The sequence below is a fragment of the Sinorhizobium meliloti genome, assembly GCF_017876815.1.
Taxonomy (GTDB): Bacteria; Pseudomonadota; Alphaproteobacteria; order Rhizobiales; family Rhizobiaceae; genus Sinorhizobium; species Sinorhizobium meliloti.
This window is the reverse complement of the sequence record NZ_JAGIOS010000002.1, coordinates 212062-233805: the sequence shown is the minus strand read 5'-3', so window position 1 is coordinate 233805 and position 21744 is coordinate 212062. Positions and strand designations below refer to the sequence as shown.

General features: G+C 61.7%; 22 protein-coding genes. 14 read left to right on the top strand and 8 right to left on the bottom strand.

Translation table 11 applies throughout. The features are described 5' to 3' along the window. Positions 1–51: 51 nt before the first annotated feature. Together JOH52_RS19985 and JOH52_RS19980 are read right to left on the bottom strand one after the other, a co-directional pair. Positions 52–273: a heavy-metal-associated domain-containing protein gene (locus JOH52_RS19985; protein ID WP_014527122.1), complete on the bottom strand. Its 222-nt coding sequence runs from the start codon at positions 271–273 to the stop codon at positions 52–54. Between the two features lie 254 nt (positions 274–527). Next, positions 528–851 carry a hypothetical protein gene (locus JOH52_RS19980; RefSeq protein ID WP_014527123.1) on the bottom strand — a complete coding sequence of 108 codons (324 nt, stop codon included), beginning with the start codon at positions 849–851 and terminating at the stop codon, positions 528–530. Positions 852–1025: 174 nt separating this feature from the next. Between JOH52_RS19980 and JOH52_RS19975 the strand changes: the two genes are divergently transcribed. Together JOH52_RS19975 and arsK are read left to right on the top strand one after the other, a co-directional pair. Next, positions 1026–1391, top strand: coding sequence for an ArsR/SmtB family transcription factor (locus JOH52_RS19975; protein ID WP_014527124.1), 366 nt, complete (start codon positions 1026–1028; stop codon positions 1389–1391). Position 1392: 1 nt separating this feature from the next. Then, positions 1393–2598, top strand: a complete 1206-nt coding sequence (gene arsK, locus JOH52_RS19970; RefSeq protein WP_014527125.1) for an arsenite efflux MFS transporter ArsK — start codon at positions 1393–1395, stop codon at positions 2596–2598. Positions 2599–2971: 373 nt separating this feature from the next. Here the strand turns inward: arsK and JOH52_RS19965 are convergent, their stop codons facing one another. The 4 genes from JOH52_RS19965 to JOH52_RS19950 all read right to left on the bottom strand — a co-directional run bounded on the left by JOH52_RS19965 (position 2972) and on the right by JOH52_RS19950 (position 6580). Next, positions 2972–3355, bottom strand: coding sequence for a sensor histidine kinase (locus JOH52_RS19965; protein WP_014527126.1), 384 nt, complete (start codon positions 3353–3355; stop codon positions 2972–2974). A gap of 419 nt (positions 3356–3774) precedes the next feature. Further along, entirely contained in the window at positions 3775–4758 is a 984-nt protein-coding gene (locus JOH52_RS19960; RefSeq protein WP_013850605.1) for a L,D-transpeptidase family protein, read from the bottom strand. A 96-nt stretch (positions 4759–4854) separates the two neighbouring features. Further along, positions 4855–5856, bottom strand: coding sequence for an ABC transporter substrate-binding protein (locus tag JOH52_RS19955; RefSeq protein ID WP_004434654.1), 1002 nt, complete (start codon positions 5854–5856; stop codon positions 4855–4857). A 97-nt stretch (positions 5857–5953) separates the two neighbouring features. Further along, complete coding sequence (locus JOH52_RS19950; protein WP_004434671.1) at positions 5954–6580, bottom strand: TetR/AcrR family transcriptional regulator; 627 nt, start codon at positions 6578–6580, stop codon at positions 5954–5956. 141 nt (positions 6581–6721) lie between these two features. On the opposite strand from JOH52_RS19950, the gene JOH52_RS19945 reads away from it, so the two are divergent. Both JOH52_RS19945 and JOH52_RS19940 read left to right on the top strand, forming a co-directional pair. After that, positions 6722–8758: an NADH:flavin oxidoreductase gene (locus tag JOH52_RS19945; RefSeq protein ID WP_014527128.1), complete on the top strand. Its 2037-nt coding sequence runs from the start codon at positions 6722–6724 to the stop codon at positions 8756–8758. Positions 8759–8804: 46 nt separating this feature from the next. Beyond that, positions 8805–9404 (top strand): dimethylsulfoniopropionate lyase, encoded by a 600-nt coding sequence (locus JOH52_RS19940; protein WP_010975853.1) that lies wholly within the window; start codon positions 8805–8807, stop codon positions 9402–9404. Positions 9405–9636: 232 nt separating this feature from the next. Here the strand turns inward: JOH52_RS19940 and JOH52_RS19935 are convergent, their stop codons facing one another. Then, positions 9637–9909: an usg protein gene (locus JOH52_RS19935; protein ID WP_013850607.1), complete on the bottom strand. Its 273-nt coding sequence runs from the start codon at positions 9907–9909 to the stop codon at positions 9637–9639. Between the two features lie 281 nt (positions 9910–10190). On the opposite strand from JOH52_RS19935, the gene groES reads away from it, so the two are divergent. After that, entirely contained in the window at positions 10191–10505 is a 315-nt protein-coding gene (groES, locus tag JOH52_RS19930) for a co-chaperone GroES (RefSeq protein ID WP_013850608.1), read from the top strand. A 46-nt stretch (positions 10506–10551) separates the two neighbouring features. Further along, positions 10552–12180, top strand: coding sequence for a chaperonin GroEL (groL, locus tag JOH52_RS19925; protein WP_014527129.1), 1629 nt, complete (start codon positions 10552–10554; stop codon positions 12178–12180). A 70-nt stretch (positions 12181–12250) separates the two neighbouring features. Here groL and JOH52_RS19920 read toward each other — a convergent pair whose 3' ends face one another. After that, complete coding sequence (locus JOH52_RS19920) at positions 12251–12997, bottom strand: DUF899 domain-containing protein (RefSeq protein ID WP_014530360.1); 747 nt, start codon at positions 12995–12997, stop codon at positions 12251–12253. A 273-nt stretch (positions 12998–13270) separates the two neighbouring features. Between JOH52_RS19920 and JOH52_RS19915 the strand changes: the two genes are divergently transcribed. From JOH52_RS19915 to JOH52_RS19880, 8 genes are all read left to right on the top strand, one after another. Continuing rightward, positions 13271–13807 (top strand): 3'-5' exonuclease, encoded by a 537-nt coding sequence (locus tag JOH52_RS19915; protein WP_013850611.1) that lies wholly within the window; start codon positions 13271–13273, stop codon positions 13805–13807. A 130-nt stretch (positions 13808–13937) separates the two neighbouring features. Further along, positions 13938–14489: a Spy/CpxP family protein refolding chaperone gene (locus JOH52_RS19910; protein ID WP_010975846.1), complete on the top strand. Its 552-nt coding sequence runs from the start codon at positions 13938–13940 to the stop codon at positions 14487–14489. A 36-nt stretch (positions 14490–14525) separates the two neighbouring features. Continuing rightward, complete coding sequence (locus JOH52_RS19905; protein WP_013850612.1) at positions 14526–15224, top strand: response regulator; 699 nt, start codon at positions 14526–14528, stop codon at positions 15222–15224. Between the two features lie 4 nt (positions 15225–15228). After that, on the top strand, positions 15229–16491 hold the full coding sequence (locus JOH52_RS19900; RefSeq protein ID WP_014527131.1) for a HAMP domain-containing sensor histidine kinase: 1263 nt from the start codon (positions 15229–15231) through the stop codon (positions 16489–16491). A 282-nt stretch (positions 16492–16773) separates the two neighbouring features. Beyond that, the gene (locus tag JOH52_RS19895; RefSeq protein ID WP_010975843.1) at positions 16774–17664 is read left to right on the top strand and encodes a helix-turn-helix domain-containing protein; all 891 of its coding nucleotides are present in this window, start codon (positions 16774–16776) and stop codon (positions 17662–17664) included. A 199-nt stretch (positions 17665–17863) separates the two neighbouring features. Further along, positions 17864–18487 (top strand): (2Fe-2S)-binding protein, encoded by a 624-nt coding sequence (locus tag JOH52_RS19890; protein WP_010975842.1) that lies wholly within the window; start codon positions 17864–17866, stop codon positions 18485–18487. After that, complete coding sequence (locus JOH52_RS19885) at positions 18484–19461, top strand: FAD binding domain-containing protein (RefSeq protein ID WP_127657753.1); 978 nt, start codon at positions 18484–18486, stop codon at positions 19459–19461. The genes JOH52_RS19890 and JOH52_RS19885 overlap by 4 nt, the downstream gene beginning before the upstream one ends. Then, complete coding sequence (locus JOH52_RS19880; RefSeq protein ID WP_127657754.1) at positions 19458–21683, top strand: xanthine dehydrogenase family protein molybdopterin-binding subunit; 2226 nt, start codon at positions 19458–19460, stop codon at positions 21681–21683. Before JOH52_RS19885 ends, JOH52_RS19880 begins: the two co-directional genes overlap by 4 nt. The last annotated feature ends 61 nt before the right edge of the window (positions 21684–21744 follow it).

Below are 21744 nucleotides of genomic sequence, written 5' to 3'. Positions count from 1 at the left end.
GCAGTTCAGTGCTTCAATGAAACACTGAACTGCTCTAGCGGTGCACGGCATTCAGGCCCCTTGGCTGCAGCAAGCGTTGCTGGCGGACGCCTTGTAGCCGGCATCCTCGATGGCGGCGACAAAGGCAGCGAGACCAATGTCGGATTCGATCGATGCGGTTTTCGCCAGGAGGTCGACGGTGACCCTGGCGTTCGGATCGACCGATTTCACCGCCGTCTCGACGGTACCGGCGCAGTGGCTGCAGGTCATATCGGATATGCTGAGACTGTACATGGAAACACCCTTGCTTCACGAAACCGCCACAGCATGCATCTTCCAACGATGTCAGGGTCAAGGGAGCGCCCGGATTTCATTTTCGGACGCTGCGGCGCGTTCGCCGGCAAGTCAGCGCCAATGCCGGCCGTCGCTCCATACAAGAGCCAGCTGGCCGGCATTCATCCAACCGCGTCAGTGGCGAGACCACCCGAGTGCTGCAAACGGCTTCGACTTAGGCGCCGTCAGCCAGCCCGGCTCGGATGGCCGTTGCTTCATTCGACAACGCAATCGTCAGACTTCGCGGCGGCTGCCTGCTCGCCTGACTGCTGAGCTTCGGCGTCCTGCTGCGACGTAGCGAGGTTCTTGTCTCCTCCGCCTTGTTGGTTGGCCAGAGGCATCGTCTGACCGTCCTTGCTGGCAGCATTGTTCTCGGTCTCCAGCGGGGCCTTGGTTCCATCCTTGGCTATCCCCGGCTTTTCAGCATTGATGGAAGCGGTGGTGTCCGTCGAAGTCCCATCTTTGCAGGCGCCCGTGGCTGAACCGGATGCGAGGCCCACAATCGAAATTGCTGTAAAGATCGTGGCGAGTACCCTCATTGTAATCTCCTTTATCTCCGAACCAGATGTGTGAAAACAAATCGGCAGGCCGATCGTTCCATGGCTTGCGCGGATCAAGGATTTGAAGGTCAGGAAGCGTGATCTCACTTCGGGCTTGTCGATCTGCGTCAGGTCGGCTACGCATTAATTTGATTATTGTAGGAAGATTGAAATATGGAAGAGCGACAAGCCCGATCGTCCTTCGCCGCCCTGTCGCAGGAGACGCGCCTGGGAATTGTGAGAACACTCGTCGTCGCGGGACCGGTCGGCATGGCTGCGGGTGCGATAGCAGAAAAGATGGGCGTCTCACCCTCGAACGTCTCCTTCCACCTGAAGGAGCTGGAGCGGGCCGGATTGATCACGCAGAGGCGCGAATCGCGCTCGATCGTCTACAGTGCCAGCTACGACGCCCTTGCCGATCTTGTGAAGTTCCTGATGGAGGACTGTTGTGTCGGACACGCCAGCGTACGTGCATCACTGAACGAGCAAAACCCGTGTCGCGTGGCATCCTCCACGCCGGCCGAAGGCGGGAACGGCTGATATGAAGTCCGGGGTCCCCGCGGGCATCGTCGCCGCACTCGGTCTCACCCAGATCATCGGCTATGGCACGCTCTACTACAGCTTCAGCATCCTTGCGCCCGCAATGGCACGCGACCTCGGCCTGACCGTCGAGCAAGTGTTCGGCGTGTTTTCCGCTTCGCTGCTGGTGGGCGGCCTATCGGCTCCTCTCGTTGGAGGATGGATGGACCGGTTCGGCGCGGCGACGATCATGACTTTCGGCTCGGCCGTCTCCGCTCTGGCTCTTTTGCTATGCGCCTGGTCTCCCTCGACGGCTGTGTTCGCCATCGCCATAGTCCTCCTGGAAGTGGCCTCCAGCATGGTGCAATATCAGGCTGCCTTTGCGGCACTTGTGGAAATCCGTCCCAAGGCGGCTTCACGCAGCATCACCTATCTGACGTTGATCGGGGGCTTCGCTTCGACGATCTTCTGGCCGATTGCCGCGAGCCTTGGAGAGTTTCTCTCGTGGCGCGAAATCTACATCGCTTATGCGCTGTTGAACCTGCTTGTCTGTCTCCCGCTGCATCGCTGGATCATGCGAAGCCGGACGCCTGCAGCGATCGAATCTTCCGGCCTGAACCGGGAAGCGATTGCCGGCGCGCTTCCCGTACAGGCAAGGCGGCGCGGCATGCTTCTTGTCTCGTTGGCCTTTGCCTTACAGGGGTTCACACTTTCCGCGATACTGACGCATATGGTTCCGATGCTGGGAGCGATCGGCTTCGGGGCGGCAGCCGTGATGATCGGCTCGCTCTTCGGACCTTCACAGGTTCTGAGCAGGCTCATCAACATGACATTCGGCGCAAACTTGCTGCCCCCCATGCTCGCGACCCTGTCGGCCACGCTCATCGTGGCGAGTGTCGTCGTCCTCGGTCTTTCCGGAACCTGGTTGCCAGGCGCCGTGGTCTTCGCGATCTGTCTGGGTCTCGGCTCCGGCGTCAACAGCATTGCGCAGGGATCGCTTCCGCTCTGGCTGTTCGGATCGGTCGGCTATGGTGCGATTACGGGAAGAATGGCCGCCGCACGGCTGGCGGCAGGCGCGATGGCACCCTTTGTCTTCTCCGTCCTGATGGAACGCTTCGGCACGGATGTCGCCTTGTTGGCCAATGCCTGCCTCGGCGCGGTCGGTATGGGGGCCTTCCTGGCGGTAGCATTGGCCGCCAAACGTCGGCCGGACGCTCTCACGCTTTGACGCTGCGCACTTCCGCACGGAAAACCGTCAACCCCTTTCCTGCACGTGCTCCAGAGGTGCGATTGCCCGAGATGCGGACACTTGTTCGCGCCATCTTAGGTATGAAGTCAGATTAGGTGAGGGGGGTGGAGTCCAGTCACCGTCTACCCAAGGAGGTCAGCTCTTGGGTGGACGGCATTTGGAAACGGTCTGGCAGGGTTCCTTCTCCGTGTCCTGATCATGGGTTTAGCAAGCTCACTTTGAGCCAACTGCTCAGCAACTTTACAAATATTCAAACTCCGCGGCTCTTTCGAAAACCGCCAGCGGACCAAGACTCGGGTCCACCGGTATACGGATCAAATTCGGGACGGTTATCAGTGACGAAAGAAGTGGGTCAGGCGCCGAAAGCGGACGATCCGACTGCGACCGGAAAGCTCACGGTGCATACGAGGCCTGTACGGTTGTCGGACAGAAAAATTTGACCACCGTGCAAATCCGCGACGGCTCTCACCAGACTCAGCCCCAACTCGGTTCCGGGTGAACCGAGCGTCTTGTCGAGGCGGTAGAAACGCCCGAAAACCTTCGTCCGCTCGGCAGCCGGGATGCCGAGGCCATTGGCACAAACGATCAACTTCACCCATTCCGCGTCGCTGGAAAGTGTGAGTTCGACCGCCGGCCCGCAAGGAGTGTGGCGAGTAGCGTTGGTAAGAAGATTGACGCAAAGCTGCTTTACCAAATCAGCATCGCCAAAGATGAAACCGGAGCTTTGGAGATTCAACGAGAACCGATACCCGAGGAAGCGAAGTAGGGGCCGCCATAGCCGCCATGGTAGTCAAACCGAATTTCGGCGTAGGTCTTTAGCGCGCCGTTTCGGTGTCCGAAGCGGTCAAGAACCCGGGAAGCGCGCTTCACGACGCGGTCCAAGTCCGACCCCGATGTAACGTTCCGCACTCGACAATGGAACGGTCGAGCGGACGAACAGCCGGCTTGGTACTGTCTTTATTACCAGGCGGAATGGAGCCGGACGTCGCTCAGCAGATGAGCGTTCGGTTGCGTAGCGGGGGCAATACCCGAGAGGGAGGGTGGCGCGACCGTAAGCGCTACTCACCCGGCGGGGTGAAAGCTCTTGAACAACGGTGCGAGATCCGGCTCCTAAGCTGTTTCGATCGGGTCTCGAGTCATCGGAGGATGCGACGTTCAGTCGATGAACTCGGCGACCACCCCTGGCTTGACCATCGCCGCAAGTTCCTCCGCGTCCCAGTTCGTCAGGCGAACGCACCCGTGTGACTGAGCTTTATCGATCAAGGACGGTTCGGGCGTGCCATGGATTCCATAGGTGGGCTCCGTCAGATCGATCCAGACGGTTCCCACCGGGTTATTGGGGCCTTTGGGAAGCGTCAGGGCCTCGTCGTTGTCGCCCTGCTTGAAGTTGACGTCGGGGTCGTATTCGTAAGGGGGCATTCGCGCGACCCCCTTGACCTTGTGGGTGCCCGTGGGGGAGGGGGACCCTTCGCTGCCGATGGAGGCAGGATACGCAGCGAGCGGCGAACCATCTTCGGCGAATGCCAGAACTTGCCCGGCTCGCTTGCGCACTTCTATCCTTTTGACCTCGCCTTCCTTTGCGGCGCCGGGCTTTGCAACCCAAACTGTCTCACCGACGGCAAACGACGAACCTGGATTCAGCGCCTTCAACAGGTCGAGGTCCATGTGAAACCGCTCGGACAATCTCTCCTCGACGCTCGTATAACCCAGGTGATCCATCTTGGCCTGCTTGGAATAGTCGTCGGGAATCTCGTCGACGAGATCCTTGGCGTCCTCTTCCGTGATGGCATAGGACTGGATGACAGGCTGGTCCTGCGGAAGCCGGCTGAAGACCTCAGGGTCCAGCTTTCCATCGACAGGAAGACGCTGCATTGCCTCGTATCCCGCAACGGCCTTGGTGACATTCTCGCCGTAGTAGCCGTCGATCACCCCGGGAGAGGATCCCGCGCGATCCAGAAGAATCTGGAGGTGGACGATGGCCGGATCCGGGTGAGGCGGTTCCTTCGGTGGCCGTTCCGGCGCGATCGAGGCAATCGGAGCATTGTTGATCGCTTCCGGCTGAAGGTCTTCAGCACTGGCGGTGGAATGGAGGCCCAATGACAGGGCGGCTGCGACAAGAATGATGTTCTTCATGAACATCAAATGGACAGCCCGCCCGACTTGTTCCGCCCACTGATTTCCTTGCCTTGGCAGTGGATGCGGCGTGCATCTTGCACGCCGCACGGAGAAAGGCCGTCAGAGCGCCGCTTTGATCTTCTCGGCGGCTTCAGGCGAGACCCACTTCGACCACATGTCCTCGTTCTCTTCGAGGAAGCGCTTCGCACCTTCTTCACCACTGGCCTGATTGTCGGTCATCCAGGCCATGAGTTGGCTGACGGTCTCGTTGCTCCAGGAGCGCTTGGTCAGATAGTCCATGACCTCGGGGCCGACCCGCTCGGAGAAGGGCTTGGCAACCAGCGTCACGATCGTGTCGACCGGCCATGCATTCGGCTTGGGGTCGGGGCAATCCGCTACGGTGTTGCAGCGTTTCCATTCGGCCGCGTCATGGGGCACGCCGGGGTCCAGCTTGACCATCTTGTATTTACCGAGGAGGGCGGTAGGAGACCAGTAATAGGTAAGAAGACCCTCCTTGCGTTCATAGGCCTTGGCGATGGCGCCGTCCAGGCCGGCCGCGGAGCCGGTGTCGACCAGGGTGAAGCCGGCCTTCTCGCCGTCGAAGGCGCTAAAAAGCTGCGTCGTCACCACCGTTCCGCCCCAGCCCTGTGGCCCGTTCAGGATCGCGCCCTTGCTGGGGTCCTCGGAGGCAGGAAAGAGCTCGGGGTGCTTCAGCGCGTCGCCGATCGTCTTGATGTCCGGGTGTGCGTCGGCGAGGTATTGCGGGATCCACCACCCCTGTACGCCGCCGTCAGGCAGCGGGGAGCCGACTGTGATGATACGACCGTCGTCCTGGCCTTTCTTGACGACATCGGGCAGGAGGTCGATCCATGCTTCCGGCGCGATATCGGGTTGGCCCTTCTCGGCCATGGAGGTGATCGTCGGCACGGTGTCGCCGATCGTGATCTCGGCACTGCAGCCGTAGCCTTCATTGAGAATGAACTTGTCGAGGTTGGAGAGGACCTCCGCACTCTGCCAGTTCATGCTGGCAATGGTGACGGTCCCGCACTCGGCGGCACTCGACGTCGATGCTCCTGCGATGAGACCAAGCATCAGACATGTCGACGCAAGCAGCTTTTTCATTACATTGTTCCCTCTTCTTTTTGCGGCGTCTTATCGGAAGAGCAGGGTGCCGCGTATACCCGCTCCTGCCTCGCTCGTTCCTTATCCTCCTTTGTCGCTATCCGGAGTAGCCATGCCGGGCGAAGAAGCGGTCAAGCTCTCTCTGCTCCGGGACTTGTCCGGTGAAGATCTCCACATATTCCGGGATGCGCTTCATCCGCACGGATACGTCTTCCTTCGTCTGCATCGAGATATAGCCGATCTGCACGAGATAGATCGTGCGCGCACGTACATCGGCCCGCGCCTCGTCATGCCCGAACCGCAGGAACATGCGCGTGAGCGCGTCGAGTCGCTGCTGATCGGCGCTCTGGACTTCCGCAAGAATTTCAGGCGACTGCAGAGCCCAGCTTCGCACCGCGAACTCGAACTGCGAATCGAACAGGCTGCCATCAAGCCAGCAGTCGAAGACGTTGAGCATCGCTTCGGCAATCGTCTCAGCATAGGCCTCGGATTGTCTTACCAGATTGCCGGTATTCTTTTCGCGCCAGCGCGAGACGAGCCTGTCGAGCAGTTCCTCGCGGTCCTTGAAAAACCAGTAGAAGCTCGTCCGCGACAGATTCAGCTTCTTCGCGAGCGGCTGGATCTTCACCGCATCGATGCCGGCATCGAGCAGGGATTCGTAGGCCGCTCCAAGCCAGACATCCGGGGAACCGCGCCAGCCGCTGTCGCTCGTGATCTGCTCCATCGTTACTGTTTAACAGATCGAAGGATACCCCGCAAGAAAAATGTACATCAGTGTCTCCGTCCCCGACTGCAATGCCTGATTTGTTGACACATATGTACATTTTCACATAGGCTGCCGACAGACCAAGCCGGAGACCCGCAGATGCCGAACGACCCCCTCCTTCAACCGTACCAGCTGAAGCACCTGACGCTGCGTAACCGCATCATCGTGACGGCACACGAGCCGGCCTATCCGGAGGACGGCATGCCAAAGGAGCGCTATCGCGCCTATACGGTGGAGCGCGCGCGGGGCGGCGTGGCGATGACGATGACCGCCGGTTCGGCGGCCGTCTCGAAGGACAGCCCGCCGGTCTTCAACAATCTGCTCGCCTACAGGGACGAGATCGTGCCGTGGATCAGGGAGATGACCGACGCCGTGCACGAGGAGGGGGCGGCGATCATGATCCAGCTCACCCATCTCGGCCGGCGCACGCGGTGGGACAAGGGAGACTGGCTTCCGGTCGTCGCTCCCTCGCATCACCGCGAAGCGGCGCATCGCGCCTTCCCCAAGAAGATCGAAGACTGGGATATCGACAGGATCATCAAGGATTTTGCCGATGCGGCGGAGCGCATGAAGGCCGGCGGAATGGATGGCGTCGAACTCGAGGCCTACGGTCACCTCATCGACCAGTTCGCCTCGCCATTGACGAACGAACTCGATGGTCCCTACGGCGGCTCGCTCGACAACCGCATGCGCTTCTGTTTCGACGTCCTGAAGGCGATCCGGGCACGTGTCGGAGACGAGTTCATCCTGGGCGTGCGATACACGGCCGATGAATGCCTTCCCGGGGGGACGGACAAGGCGGAGGGCCTTGAGATATCGAAACGCCTCAAGGAAAGCGGACTTATCGACTACCTGAACATCATTCGCGGCCATATCGATACCGATCCCGGACTGACGGATGTAATTCCTATTCAGGGCATGGCCAATTCGCCGCATCTCGACTTCGCCGGCGAGATACGCGCAGCGACGAACTTCCCGACCTTCCATGCGGCGAAAATCCCTGACGTCGCGACCGCGCGCCACGCGATTGCGTCCGGCAAGGTCGACATGGTCGGGATGACCCGCGCCCACATGACCGATCCGCATATCGTCCGCAAGATCATCGAGAAGCGGGAGGAAGACATTCGCCCCTGCGTCGGTGCGAACTACTGTCTCGACCGCATCTATCAGGGGGGCGCCGCCTATTGCATCCACAATGCTGCGACCGGACGGGAGCTGACGATGCCGCACAGCATCGCAAAGGCGCACTGTCGCAGGAAAGTGGTCGTCGTCGGGACCGGACCGGCTGGTCTCGAGGCGGCACGCGTGGCGGGGGAGCGTGGCCACGAGGTGATTGTGTTCGAGGCGGCGAGCGATCCGGGCGGCCAGGTCCGCCTGACTGCGCAGAGCCCGCGCCGGCGGGAAATGATCAGCATCATAGATTGGCGCATGAGCCAGTGCGAGAAACTTGGCGTCACCTTCCATTTCAACACATGGGCGGAAGCGGAGGCCATTCAGGCGGAAAGTCCTGACGTCGTCATCATCGCCACCGGCGGGCTTCCGCATACGGAGGTGCTGTCGAGGGGCAACGAGCTCGTCGTGTCCGCCTGGGACATCATTTCCGGGGACGCAAAGCCGGGCACCAATGTTCTGATCTTCGATGACGCCGGCGACCACGCCGCTCTGCAGGCCGCCGAATTTCTCGCCACTGCCGGCGCCAGGGTCGAGATCATGACGCCCGACCGCTCCTTCGCGCCGGAGGTCATGGCGATGAACCTCGTGCCTTACATGCGTTGCCTGCAGAAGCTCGATGTGACCTTTACCGTCACCTACCGTCTGGAAGCGGTAGAGAAGAGCGGCAATGAACTGGTCGCCCATGTCGGCAGCGACTACGGGGGTATCTCCAAACAGCGGACTTTCGACCAGGTGGTCGTCAATCATGGGACCATCCCGCTCGATGAACTCTATTTCGAGCTGAAGCCCTTCTCCAGCAATCTGGGCGAGATCGCGCACGACCAAATGATCGCCGGGGAACCGCAATCGGTCGTCCGCAACGCCGAGGGCAAGTTCCAGCTCTTCCGTATCGGCGATGCGGTCGCGGCGCGCAACACCCACGCCGCGATCTACGACGCTCTACGCCTTCTCAAGGATATCTGACGCCAGGCAGGTCCCCAGACCTTTTCACTCCTAGAAGGACCTATCAATGTCACCTCGCAGCGATGCCCTTCAGTTGTTCATCGACAGTGCCTTTGAAGCGTTCGATCATTTCGCGCAGGCTCCGCAATCGCGCCGCTCGATCCTGCAGATTTCTTCTGCGCTCGAGGTGCCGGGTGTGGAAAGGCGGGGCCACGGAAGCCGCCTGCCGGTGTGTTCCCACCTTGAGCCGGCGCTCTCCATCGAAACGGAACACGAGCCGCTGCGACGTCTGATCGATCGGTTCAGGGCAGTCGAGCCCTTTCTCGCATGGCGCCGGCGCACCGGTTGCGACGGTTCCGCGAGCGCGAATTTCCTCGAGGGCCATGCGAACGCGATGATCGTCGGACCTGGCGGTCTCGAAGAGCGCAGGGACGTCTGGCTCGGAGTTACATTGATGGCGCCGCATGTGCGTTATCCGGACCATGAGCACGCGCCTGAGGAGGTCTATCTCGTTCTGTCGAAGGGAGAATTCCGGCAGGGGGAGGGAGAATGGTTTTCACCGGGCCTCGGCGGCTCGTTCTACAACGAGCCGGGCATCAGGCACGCAATGCGGTCGGTCGACACGCCGCTACTGGCATTCTGGGCATTACTGGCGGAGCCGACTTAGGGCCTGTTGAGATTCGGGATACCCGCCGCGACTGTTTGATTTCCTCATCCCTGTGCTCGTCACAGGTATCCAACCAGACCAAGTCCTTGGTCTGAAAGAACTCTCCCTGCCCCGCAGACGCGGCGCTGCTGGATCTCTGTGACAAGCACAGAAACGAGGGCGAGGACAAGCGCCATCATCCATCTCGCAGCAGCCGGAGCGGGAAGACGCAAGCGTCCTTTAACGCCGAAACTCAGTGAATGTTGAATTCGCCATCCACCTGCCGCCACTCGTTCGGGCCGATCAGCCGTTTGTGGGTGAATCGCACGGAGTGGAGCGGCCCGTCGAGATTAGTCTGCCAGAAATCGAGGAACTTTCGCATCTGGGGAAATTCAGGTGCGAGGTCGTAATCCTGCCAGACATAGGTCTGCAGGACGGATTCGAAATCGGGAATGCGGTAGAGGATATGCGCGGTTGTGAGACCGTAACCGTTGAGCTGGCGCTCGAGATCCGATGAAAATCGCATGCTTCATCTCCGTTACATATCATTCGCCGGCTCCCGGCTGATCTTGCGCGGGCGCCCCGGCATGACCTTAACGTCACAGCGAAATTCGGGTTCCTTTCCAGTCTGTTAGCAGCCGCCTCGAAGCGCTGCTAATTTTTTTGCCGGGGCCTCTTGAAATCCATTTTTAGCCCAACCAGATCATCCCGCGCGAAGTGCTCGAACGAGGCTTCGCACCCGTCCGGATTGGTCATCCGGTCCGGGATGGGGAACAAGATCATCAATGTTTGTCCATGGAGGAAAACATGGCGTTTCGACCGCTTCATGATCGTATTCTCGTCCGCCGCGTCGAGTCCGAAGAGAAGACCAAAGGCGGCATCATCATCCCCGACACTGCCAAGGAGAAGCCCCAGGAAGGCGAAGTCCTCGCTGTAGGTCCCGGCGCGCGCGGCGAAAAGGGTCAGATCCAGCCGCTCGACGTCAAGGTGGGCGACCGCATCCTGTTCGGCAAGTGGTCCGGCACCGAGATCAAGATCGACGGAGAAGATCTCCTGATCATGAAGGAAAGCGATGTCATGGGAATCATCGAGGCCCGGGCCGCCGAGAAGATAGCCGCCTGATAACGCGAAGATACAGTCAACAAGCTGCCTATCAAGGAGTGAAGAAATGGCTGCGAAGGAAGTCAAATTCCAGACCGACGCACGCGAGCGCATGCTGCGTGGTGTCGACGTGCTGGCCAATGCCGTAAAGGTAACTCTCGGTCCGAAGGGCCGTAACGTCGTTATCGACAAGTCGTTCGGTGCGCCGCGGATCACCAAGGATGGCGTCTCCGTCGCCAAGGAAATCGAACTCGAGGACAAGTTCGAGAATATGGGCGCGCAGATGCTGCGCGAAGTCGCATCCAGGACCAACGACCTTGCCGGGGACGGAACGACGACCGCTACGGTGCTCGCACAGGCAATCGTCCGGGAAGGTGCCAAGGCCGTCGCCTCGGGCATGAACCCGATGGACTTGAAGCGCGGCATCGATCTCGCAGTCGATGCGGTCGTGAAGGAATTGAAGAACAACGCCAGGAAGATCTCCAAGAATTCCGAGATCGCTCAGGTCGGTACCATTTCCGCCAATGGCGACACCGAAATCGGACGCTATCTCGCCGAAGCCATGGAGAAGGTCGGCAATGAAGGGGTGATCACGGTCGAGGAGGCCAAGACGGCCGAGACGGAACTCGAGGTCGTCGAGGGTATGCAGTTCGACCGCGGCTATCTCTCTCCCTATTTCATCACCAATCAGGACAAGATGCGCGTGGAACTGGAGGATCCCTATATCCTCATCCACGAAAAGAAGCTTTCGAACCTGCAGGCCATGCTGCCGGTGCTCGAAGCGGTCGTCCAGTCCGGCAAGCCGCTCCTCATCATCGCCGAGGATGTGGAAGGCGAGGCGCTCGCCACCCTCGTCGTCAACAAGTTACGCGGCGGCCTCAAGGTTGCTGCCGTCAAGGCGCCTGGCTTCGGCGACCGCCGCAAGGCCATGCTGGAAGACATCGCCATCCTGACCGGCGGCACCGTCGTTTCGGAAGACCTCGGCATCAAGCTTGAAAGCGTCACGCTCGACATGCTGGGCCGTGCTAAGAAAGTCTCGATCGAGAAGGAGAACACCACCATCATCGACGGTGCGGGTTCGAAAGCCGATATCGAGGGCCGTACCGCGCAGATCCGCGCCCAGATCGAGGAGACGACCTCTGACTATGATCGCGAGAAGCTGCAGGAACGCCTTGCCAAGCTCGCCGGCGGCGTCGCAGTCATCCGCGTAGGTGGCTCTACCGAAGTCGAGGTGAAGGAAAAGAAGGACCGCGTCGACGACGCGTTGCACGCGACGCGGGCGGCAGTCGAGGAAGGGATACTGCCCGGCGGCGGCGTCGCGTTGCTGCGGGCGGTCAAGGCTCTCGACGGCCTTAAGACCGCCAACCACGATCAGCGCGTCGGGGTCGATCTCGTGCGCCGCGCTATCGAAGCTCCCGTCCGCCAGATTGCGGAAAACGCCGGAGCCGAGGGCTCGATCATCGTCGGCAAGCTGCGCGAGAAGACGGAGTTCTCTTATGGCTGGAATGCCCAGACCAACGAATATGGCGATCTCTATGCCATGGGCGTCATCGACCCGGCCAAGGTCGTCCGCACCGCGCTTCAGGACGCAGCGTCGGTTGCCGGTCTTCTCGTCACGACCGAAGCCATGATCGCCGAAAAGCCCAAGAAGGAAGCCGCACCGGCGCTTCCGGCCGGCGGCGGCATGGACTTTTAAGCGATGGACCGGGCCCGCCCTTGCCCTCGGGGCGGGCCTCCCTTCCGAGGGCATGTTCCTTAAGGCCTCGCTAGTCCTGGTTCCGGAACGCCGCCTCTCCGGCGTCCGACACTTCGACCCACTTCTTGTCCGGCTCGGCGTCTTTGACGTAGCTGTCGTGCCAGTTCCACCATTTGTAGGTCGGGGTCTGCGGATAGCCTTCGGGCGAATCCTCCCAGACTTCCTGCCGGCCGAGCGGCGTGATGTCGAGGTAATTCCACGTGCTGCCCATCTGCTCGTCGCCGCGATTGTTGATGAAATAGGTACGGAAAACGCGGTCGCCGTCGCGATAGAACACGTTCGTGCCGTGCCACTCGTCCACCCCGAAATCGGCGTCGAAGCTGTCCGTCACGGTAAACCACGGGATCTGCCATCCCATGCGCGCCTTCAGCCGGGCGATGTCCGCCTGGGGTGCCCGCGAGACGAAGACGAGGGTTGTGTCACGGGCGTTCAGGTGGGCAAGGTGCGCCACCTGATCGGCCACCATGGAGCAGCCTCTGCAGGCGTGATCGGGCCAGCCGAAAACGCCCGGTTCGAAGAAGGCGCGGTAGACGATCAGCTGTCGCCGACCCTCGAACAAGTCGACGAGGCTGACACGGCCCTCCGGGCCTTCGAACGCATATTCCTTCTCTACAGCCATCCATGGCATCTGCCGGCGCTCGGCGGCCAGCGCGTCGCGCGCCCGCGTCAGGGCCTTTTCCTTGACGAGCAGCTGCTCGCGCGCAGCCTCCCAGGCCTGCGGCGGGACGACGGGTGGCGTGTGCATTGGTTTCGTCATGGCTCGGCACCTCCAGTTTGTGTGCTTTGGCAATCTGTACGCATTGGCGCCTCCTGGAGGCGCGTTCCCGATCGCGCCATGGCCTGGCTGTCGGGCTTGAAGTAGTTTGGCACCGGAACGCCGATGATGGGAGTAACAAGTGTGGCGCCATTCCACTGGAGCTGCTGGTGGCCCGCGCGGCATTCCGACATATCGCGTGAGGTCGCCTTGGACATGTCGATCGAGCGGGACTGACCTAGATTACGTTGGTACATTGGAGGAACGTGGCCGCGAATGATCGTATTCCTGGACTTCGAAGCGTCCTCTCTGAACAAGAAAAGCTTCCCCATAGAGGTCGCCTGGGTCTTCCAGGACGGCCGCTCGCGTTCCTATCTGATACGGCCGGCTCCGGATTGGACCGACTGGTCCGCCGAAGCCGAGGAAGTTCATGGCATATCGAGGGGTATGCTTCGCGCGGAGGGGCTCCCTGTCGCGTTCGTCGCCGAAGAAATGATCCGTGAGCTGGCCGGACACCGGCTTTATGCCAGCGCACCATCCTGGGACGGCAAATGGCTGAGCGTGCTGCTGAGAGCTGCCGGGCTGCCAAGGCATGCTCTACGGCTGAAAAGGTCCGACGAGGCCTTCCTCGATGCGGCACGGCGCAAGATGGGCGACAGATTTTCGGATCAGGAGATATCGGACCTGGTCCTCGGCGTCATCGGCGCAACCGGGCCGCCGCCCGTCCATCGAGCGCTTCCGGATGCGTGCCTCGAGCTGGATCGATTGAGAATGGTCACCAAGGCGGCGGCGGAGCGTGCCGGATCGTTGTAGCCCGTGCTCGCGTCCCCAGTCTACGGCGCCGCGGCTTTACATTTCTTTACATTCGCCCAGAACGGTCGAAACGTTGCCCGGTTAGCTTTCCTCCATCGCAGCAGGTGCTGCGGAGCAAAGGAGACTGGCAATGGAAAACGAAGACAATGACCTGTCGGGCCGGGGCGCCGGCAAAGCCGTTTCGAAAGGATGGGGACGGCACGCCGCGATCGGCGGCCTCGCAGCCGTCGCGGCCGTCAGCGCGGTCGGATTTGCAGCCGCGCGTAGCGACGATTTCGGCTTCGGCATGGGCCGTTTCGGCATGGGCGGCCATGTGATGCACGCGCATATGGGAGGTGGCGGCTTTATGGAACACCGGATCGGCACCATGCTCGACGAGCTCGATGCGACACCCGAACAGGAAGACAAGCTTTGGGACATCATCGATGATGCCCGCGCCGAGATCAGGCCGACGTTCCGGGACTTCCGCGAGACGCGCGAAGAGGTTATCGAACTCCTGGGCGCGCCGGGCATCGACCGGGCCGCCGCCGAGAAACTTCGCAGCGAACGCATCGCAGCCATTGACGAGGCCTCACGCAAGATGACGACCGCGCTGCTCGACGCGGCCGAAGTGCTGACGCCGGAGCAGCGCGCCAAGCTCGTCGAGCATTTGAAGAAGCGCAGGGGCCACGGCCGGTGGTAAATATGAGTCGGGCGGAAGATTGAGCGGAGCGCAGGGATGGCGGAACGGGTCTTGATTGTTGACGACGACACGCGCCTGTCCGCCATGCTCTCCGACTATCTCTCCGGAAATGGCTACACCGTTCATACCGCGGCGACCGCCACGGCGGGCATCGCCGAACTCGGGCGCCGCACCCCTGACGTCGTCATCCTCGACGTCATGCTGCCGGATTTCGACGGCTTCGAGACCTGCCGACGCATACGCGCGGTCTCGGACGTCCCCGTCTTGATGCTCACGGCTAAAGGCGAGGAGACGGACCGGATCGTCGGGCTGGAGCTCGGGGCCGACGACTATCTGCCCAAGCCCTTCAATCCGCGCGAGCTTCTGGCGCGGCTGAAGGCGATCCTGCGCCGCCGAAACGGCAGCGCCGCGGTTGCGCGGACCCTTCGCTTCGGACGGCTCGAGATCGATCCCGGTTCCCGCTCCGTCAGGATCGACGGCCGCGAGTGTACGCTGACCAGCTACCAGTTCGATGTGCTTGTGGCGCTCGCCGAAAATCCCGGCCGCACGCTCTCGCGCGAACAGTTGATGGATGCAGTCAAGGGCGAGGAGCTGGATGCTTTCGACCGCTCGATCGACGTCCATATTTCGCGCATCAGGGCGGCCATCGAGAGCGATCCCAAGCATCCGAGGCGCATCATTACCGTGCGCGGCGCCGGCTATGTCTTCGCCCGCTATCAGGACGATACGAGATAGAGCGATGCGCAGCCGGCTGTTCCTGAAAATCTACCTGACACTGCTCGCGAGCCTTGCCGCGGTTGCCGTCGCCAGCGCCGCATTCGTATGGCTCGGGCAGGGCGAGGAGGAATCCGGCTGGCAAAGCCAGCGCGCCCGGTTCGTCGCCGCGCTCATTCCGCCGGACATGGACGACCGGACCGTCGAGGCGACCATCGAGCGGTTTTCACGCGCTTTCGATGCCGACATTGCCGTATACGACCCGCGCGGCAGGCTGATCGCAAGCGGCGGCAGCCCGATTCCGCGCGACATTCTCGACCAGCCTTGGCGCCACGGCCCGGGCAATTTTCACACCATGGTGACCGAACTGCCCGACGGCCGTACCGTGGCTGCGCGCATGGAGCGGCCCTTGCGTCCGTCCGGCCGCAATCCGCTCGCCTACCTGGCTTTGATCGCCGGTGTCATCGGGCTGGCCGCCTATCCGGTGGTCCGTCACCTGACCCGCCGGCTGGAGCGGCTGCGCGTGGGCGTGGATGCCTGGGGCAAGGGCGATTTCGTGGTTCGCGTGCCGGAGGACGGCAGCGACGAGGTGGCGGCGGTGGCCAAGAGCTTCAACAGGGCCGCCGACCAGGTCGAGCGGCTGATCAAGTCGCACCGGGCCTTGCTCGCCAATGCCAGCCATGAATTGCGCTCGCCGCTTGCGCGCCTGCGCATGGCGATCGACCTCTACGAGCAGGCGCCGAACGACGATCGCAAGCAGGAAATCATCCGCAACCTTTCCGAACTGGACACGCTGATCGAGGAGATCCTGCTGGCAAGCAGGCTGGACCACGTCGAGAAGCTCGATGCGCTGGAGTCCGTCGACCTTCTGGCTCTCGTATCGGAAGAGGGCGCGCGCAACGATGTAGAGGTTTTCGGAATGCCTGCGATCGTCGCATGCGATGCTCGCCTGCTTCGCAGGCTCGTGCGCAACCTCCTGCAGAACGCACTGCACCACGGCGGTCCACCTGTCACAGCCGCTGTCGCGCAGGCAGACGATGCTGCGATCCTTAGGGTCCGCGATCACGGGCCCGGCATAGCGGATAGCGAGAGGCATCGCGTTTTCGAGCCTTTCTACCGCCCGTCGGGACGTAGCGAGGCCGCGGGCGGCTGGGGTTTGGGACTGGCGCTGGTGCGCCAGATTGCCGAACGTCACGGCGGCGCCGTCAGCTACGAATCTCCGCCGGACGGCGGTGCCTGCTTCGTCGTGACGCTGCCGGTGCAAAGCAAGCCTGTGAGGGATCGGTAAGGCGCCGGGGTCACCACCGCGTGCAAAATTCGGAGAGAGGGGCAGGGCACTCTTACTTTGAGAGATCACGGCATCTCGACGCGGCAGTTGGACTGCGGCAAAGTGGTGATGTGCGCTTATGTGCAAAGTGGTGTCACGCTGAGCCGTTATCCGACCTCGTGCAAGTACACGCTACCGCCCACACGAGCCGTCACTTCACCAAACTGTATATTTTGCAAATATTCGAGCATGCTAGCATCCGCGAAGCTTGGGTTAGCTGCAGATTGAGAAGAGGGGACAGCCATGGGCGGGAAAGCGCTTGCGGATACGACGGCCCACATCCGTCGTTTGCAGCGGGGCTTATCGCCACCCCTTGTTGCAGAGGTGTTTTCGGATGATACGCGACTGGTCGGCCGGTGGTGGAACAAACCGTTCGAGTATGAGTTGCCGCCGCTGAAGGACCATGTGCTTTCTGCGAAATACTCCGGGCAGGGCATGGCCTCGGTGAAGATCGGCGGTCAAACGATTTCCGCTCCCGCGGCGATGGGGACGATCACGTTGGCACCAAGAGGCCACGGTGGCTTTTGGCGTGCCGACGGCCATGTCGAGGTCTCGAACATTTTCCTGGGCCACAAGCGCCTTCTAGCCAGCGCGGATCAGGTGGGAAATGGCCGGGAGCCCGAGCTGCTTGACCGGGTCAACTTCAGCGATCCCAAACTGTTCACCATCATGGCTTTGATCAATGACGAGATAAATTCGGGAGACGCGATCTCCCACTTGTACATCGATCAGCTCCTCGACCTTGTCTGTCTTCAGCTCCTCAGGGCTCATTCCGCAAGTTCAATGCCTATCTCGCCTGGACCGCAGCGTGGTCTTTCGGGTTGGCAGGTCAAGCGTGTCACCGGCTATATGCGCGAAAATATGGCGGAGGATATCCGGATTCAGGAACTGGCGGACCTGGTAAACTTGAGCCGGTTCCACTTCTGTACGGCCTTCCGTATGGCCACCGGACAGACGCCATACGGATGGTTGACTCGTCAGCGCATCGCCTACGCCAAGACGCTGCTGAGAGATATGAAGCTGCGCGTCAACGATATCGCTCTGGCCGTGGGCTATGAAACACAATCCGCTTTTGCCGCTAGCTTTCGGAAAGCGGTGGGGATCACACCGACCGAGTTTCGCCGTCGGCTCTGACATCTTGCACCGGTCTCATCGGCGGAATGCTTCAGCAATGCCTGTGTTTGCGGCAGCTTGTTTGATGGCTGATGGCTGACTCTCGCCGCAGTTCTTGATCGTCACAGCAACATCCGAACAATTCCGAAAGACCGGAACAGTGAACTCGCGGCGCACGTCCTATTCTCTCTCGCCATTACTGAGCCGAAGGGGACCTTTCATGACTGACGAAACAGCAGAATTGCATCCGCCTGGTCTTACCATGTCACGCCGAGAAGCGCTTCAGGCAACCGCCGGGGCCGTGGCATTTGCCGCGCTGCCGCTCCCGGCCGAGGCAGCAGCGGATTCAACCGCAACGCCCGCGCCTCCCACGCACACGCTGCCGTTGGAAGTGACCGTGAATGGTCGAGTCCATCAGCTGGTTGTCGATCCCCGCTTGTCTGTTCTGGATATGCTGAGGGAGAGGCTCTCTCTGACCGGCACCAAAAAAGGGTGCAACCAGGGTGCGTGCGGGGCCTGCACGGTGCTGATAGACGGCCAGCGCGTCAATGCGTGCCTGGCGCTCGCCGTCATGTATGACGGCGCGAAGATCACGACCATCGAGGGTGTCGCAGAAGGAGAGGCGCTGCATCCGCTGCAGGTGGCCTTCATCGAGCATGACGCCTTTCAATGCGGCTATTGCACATCGGGACAGATCATGTCGGGGCTCGGCTGCATCAGCGAGGGTCATGCATCCTCGGCCGAGGAGATCAGCTACTGGATGAGCGGCAACATCTGTCGCTGCGGTGCCTATCCCGGGATCGTTGCGGCCGTCGCCCAGGCTGCCAAGGAGGATCGCACATGAGACCCTTCGAATTTCAACGGGCGGCCAGCGAGTCCGAAGCGATCGCCGCAGGCGCTGCCGGAGCCAGATATCTTGCCGGCGGGACGACCCTCGTCGACTTGATGCGAGAGGAGGTGGAGACGCCGGAAAAGATCGTGGACATCAATCGCCTGCCGCTGAATTACCTCCGGGCCACGGATGAAGCGATCGTCATCGGCGCGCTGGCCCGCATGTCCGAGGTCGCCGCCAATCAGGATGTGCGCAGATTGCAGCCGCTCATCCCGGAGACGTTGACCGAGGGTGCATCGCCGCAGCTCCGCAATGTGGCGTCGATCGGCGGCAATCTGCTGCAGCGGGTCCGCTGTCCCTATTTCCGCATGCTGGACGCGCCTTGCAACAAGCGCGTACCGGGTTCGGGATGCTCGGCAATCGACGGCTTGAACGCTGGCCATGCAATTCTCGGCACCAGCGAGCACTGCGTCGCCACGCATCCATCCGATCTGGCCGTTTCTCTCGTCGCCCTGGGAGCGATGCTCTCCTTGAAGGGGCCGCGCGGCGAGCGGACCATTCCGGTAGAGGAGCTCTTCCGGCTTCCGGAGTCGACGCCTCATCTCGAGCACACGCTGGAACCAGGCGAACTCATCGTGGAGGTCCACATTCCAAACGGTCCCTATGCGAGAAAGGCGCGCTATTTGAAGGTCCGGGACCGATCCTCCTACGAGTTTGCGCTCGTATCGGCGGCAGCGGCTCTTCACGTGGAGAACGGAATAATCAAAGAGGTCCGCATCGCCGCGGGGGGCGTGGGCACCCGCCCGTGGCGCATGAACGCTGTCGAGCAGGCGCTGGTGGGAAAACCCGCCGCTCGCGCCAGCTACGAGATCGCGGCGGCGGTTTCGACCGAGGAGACGCGTCCTCTCTCCCACAACGGATTCAAGGTGAAACTCCTTCCCGCAACGATCGTACGAGCACTCGAAATGGCAGGAGATGTGGCATGACGACGGCTATCGGTAAATCCTTGTCGCGCATCGACGGCCGCCTGAAGGTCACTGGCCAGGCCACATACGCGGCCGAGTTCAACCAGGAAGGCCAAGCCCACGCAGTCATCGTGGGCAGTACTGTCGGGCTCGGTCGAATAGAATCGATTGACAGCGCAGCGGTTGAGAAAATGCCGGGCGTCGTGGCTGTCATAAGCCACCTCAACGCGCAGCGGCTTGCCTACAACGAACACCGCGGACCTATCGATCCGCCGGCGGGAGAACGGCTTCACGTGCTGCAGGGCTCCGAAGTACGCTTCTTCGGAGAACCGGTCGCCATCGTCGTCGCCGAAACGCTCGATCAAGCGGAGCATGCGGCCAACGCGCTCAAGGTCACCTACTCCGCCCGCCCGCCGCAGGTCGATGCCCATGCCGGCGAGCAGGTCGTCCCGGCGGTCGCGCGCCGGCCGGGTGCCCGGGCCGAAGCCGATGTCGCCCGCGGAGACGCCGACAAGGCGCTCGAAACCGCGGCCGTGAAGGTCGAGGCGGAATATGTCATCGCGCGCGAGAACCACAATCCGATGGAGCCGCACGCGACCATCGCCGCCTGGGACGGCGACCGCCTGACGCTTTGGAGCAAGAGCCAGTTCGTGGTCAACGAACAGGCCGAAATCGCCGCCGTCTTCGGGCTTCCGCCGGAGAATGTGCAGGTGATCTGCCCCTTCATCGGAGGCGCTTTCGGTACCAGTCTGAGAACCTGGCCGCACGTCACCCTGGCGGCTCTGGCCGCGCGGCACGTCAACCGTCCGGTGAAGCTCGTGCTCACCCGCAAACAGATGTTTTTTGCGACGGGGCACAGGCCTTACACGCTACAGCGCATCGCCCTGGGGGCGCAGCCCGACGGCAAGCTCATCGGTATCGTCCACGAAGGGGCAGGGGAGACGAGCCGTTACGAGGAATTCATGGAGGCGCTCACGTCCGTGACGAGCTTCATGTATTCCTGTCCGAACGTGCGCACGAGCTATCGCCTCATTCCCCTGGACGCGAGCACACCGACCTATATGCGGGGCCCCGGCGAGGCGAGCGGTATCCACGCGCTCGAATGTGCGGTCGACGAACTGGCCTATAAGCTTCAGATGGACCCGATCGACTTGCGGCGGATCAACGAGCCGCAGATCGACGAAGGGCGGCAGGTGCCGTTCTCCAGCCGATCGATGCTGAAATGCTACGATCTTGGAGCCGAACGCTTTGGCTGGAGTCGCCGGACGCCCGAGCCGGGCTCGATGCGGGACGGGCGCCTTCTGATCGGTTATGGAATGGCCAACGCCTCTTATCCATGCCTGTTTGCCCCGGCAAGCGCCCGAGTAAGACTTCTCCCCGACGGGACGGTGGAGGTTGAGGCGGCGGCAAGCGACATGGGGCCGGGCACCTACACCTCGATGTCGCAGGTCGCCGCGGAATATCTGGGAATTCCCGTCGAGAGAATCCGGTTTTCTCTTGGCCGCTCCGATTTTCCGGCGACGCCGCCCCATGGCGGGTCGATGACCATGGCTTCTGTCGGCTCCGCGATCAGAGCCGCATGCCTCGATCTTCAGGCGAAGGCGGCCGTGCTTGCGGCAAAAGGCGGCGGCAATGCGGGGCTCGCCGGGCAATCGCCGGAAGCGCTGGAATGGCGCGATGGCATGCTGTTCGTGAAAGGCCGGTCCGATCGAGGCGTCACCTATGCTGACCTCGTGTCCTATGGCGGGGAGAGCCCGCTCGTCGGGGAGGGGACTGCCGCCCGTGACGCCGAAACCGGACAGAAATATTCGATGCATTCATTCGGCGCGGTCTTCGCCGAAGTCGCCATCGATCCCGACGTGAAGACGATCAAGGTCAGGCGAGCCCTGGGCGCCTACGGAGTCGGCCGGGTCGTCAACCCGAAGCTTGCGACGAGCCAGTGCATCGGCGGCATGATCGGCGGCATCGGCATGGCCATCATGGAGCGAACGCTGCTCGACAGGCGCAACGGGCGTCCGATCAATGCGCACATGGCCGATTATCTCGTGCCGGTGAACCTCGATACGCCGCATATCGAAGCCCACTTCATCGATGAGGAAGACACGATCGTCAATCCGCTGGGGGTGAAGGGGCTCGGTGAAATCGCGCTTGTGGGAATGTCGGCGGCGGTCTCGAACGCCATTCATCACGCCACCGGAAGGCGGGTGCATGAACTTCCGATCACGATCGAGAGCCTGCTGTAGAACGTAGCCGCTTTCGTTTCCTCATTCCTGTGCGGGTCACAGGAATGAGGATCGCGGCTTC

What these genes read in the sequence shown, in the direction of transcription:
- JOH52_RS19890 (WP_010975842.1), top strand. Translation starts at nt 17,864, where the DNA reads ATGACTGACGAAACAGCAGAATTGCATCCGCCTGGTCTTACCATGTCA.
- JOH52_RS19935 (WP_013850607.1), bottom strand. Translation starts at nt 9,909, where the DNA reads ATGCGATTTTCATCGGATCTCGAGCGCCAGCTCAACGGTTACGGTCTC.
- JOH52_RS19895 (WP_010975843.1), top strand. Translation starts at nt 16,774, where the DNA reads ATGGGCGGGAAAGCGCTTGCGGATACGACGGCCCACATCCGTCGTTTG.
- JOH52_RS19985 (WP_014527122.1), bottom strand. Translation starts at nt 273, where the DNA reads ATGTACAGTCTCAGCATATCCGATATGACCTGCAGCCACTGCGCCGGT.
- JOH52_RS19940 (WP_010975853.1), top strand. Translation starts at nt 8,805, where the DNA reads ATGTCACCTCGCAGCGATGCCCTTCAGTTGTTCATCGACAGTGCCTTT.
- JOH52_RS19975 (WP_014527124.1), top strand. Translation starts at nt 1,026, where the DNA reads ATGGAAGAGCGACAAGCCCGATCGTCCTTCGCCGCCCTGTCGCAGGAG.
- JOH52_RS19945 (WP_014527128.1), top strand. Translation starts at nt 6,722, where the DNA reads ATGCCGAACGACCCCCTCCTTCAACCGTACCAGCTGAAGCACCTGACG.
- JOH52_RS19905 (WP_013850612.1), top strand. Translation starts at nt 14,526, where the DNA reads ATGGCGGAACGGGTCTTGATTGTTGACGACGACACGCGCCTGTCCGCC.
- JOH52_RS19950 (WP_004434671.1), bottom strand. Translation starts at nt 6,580, where the DNA reads ATGGAGCAGATCACGAGCGACAGCGGCTGGCGCGGTTCCCCGGATGTC.
- JOH52_RS19980 (WP_014527123.1), bottom strand. Translation starts at nt 851, where the DNA reads ATGAGGGTACTCGCCACGATCTTTACAGCAATTTCGATTGTGGGCCTC.
- JOH52_RS19885 (WP_127657753.1), top strand. Translation starts at nt 18,484, where the DNA reads ATGAGACCCTTCGAATTTCAACGGGCGGCCAGCGAGTCCGAAGCGATC.
- JOH52_RS19910 (WP_010975846.1), top strand. Translation starts at nt 13,938, where the DNA reads ATGGAAAACGAAGACAATGACCTGTCGGGCCGGGGCGCCGGCAAAGCC.
- JOH52_RS19915 (WP_013850611.1), top strand. Translation starts at nt 13,271, where the DNA reads ATGATCGTATTCCTGGACTTCGAAGCGTCCTCTCTGAACAAGAAAAGC.
- groES (WP_013850608.1), top strand. Translation starts at nt 10,191, where the DNA reads ATGGCGTTTCGACCGCTTCATGATCGTATTCTCGTCCGCCGCGTCGAG.
- groL (WP_014527129.1), top strand. Translation starts at nt 10,552, where the DNA reads ATGGCTGCGAAGGAAGTCAAATTCCAGACCGACGCACGCGAGCGCATG.
- JOH52_RS19955 (WP_004434654.1), bottom strand. Translation starts at nt 5,856, where the DNA reads ATGAAAAAGCTGCTTGCGTCGACATGTCTGATGCTTGGTCTCATCGCA.
- JOH52_RS19960 (WP_013850605.1), bottom strand. Translation starts at nt 4,758, where the DNA reads ATGTTCATGAAGAACATCATTCTTGTCGCAGCCGCCCTGTCATTGGGC.
- JOH52_RS19900 (WP_014527131.1), top strand. Translation starts at nt 15,229, where the DNA reads ATGCGCAGCCGGCTGTTCCTGAAAATCTACCTGACACTGCTCGCGAGC.
- arsK (WP_014527125.1), top strand. Translation starts at nt 1,393, where the DNA reads ATGAAGTCCGGGGTCCCCGCGGGCATCGTCGCCGCACTCGGTCTCACC.
- JOH52_RS19920 (WP_014530360.1), bottom strand. Translation starts at nt 12,997, where the DNA reads ATGACGAAACCAATGCACACGCCACCCGTCGTCCCGCCGCAGGCCTGG.
- JOH52_RS19880 (WP_127657754.1), top strand. Translation starts at nt 19,458, where the DNA reads ATGACGACGGCTATCGGTAAATCCTTGTCGCGCATCGACGGCCGCCTG.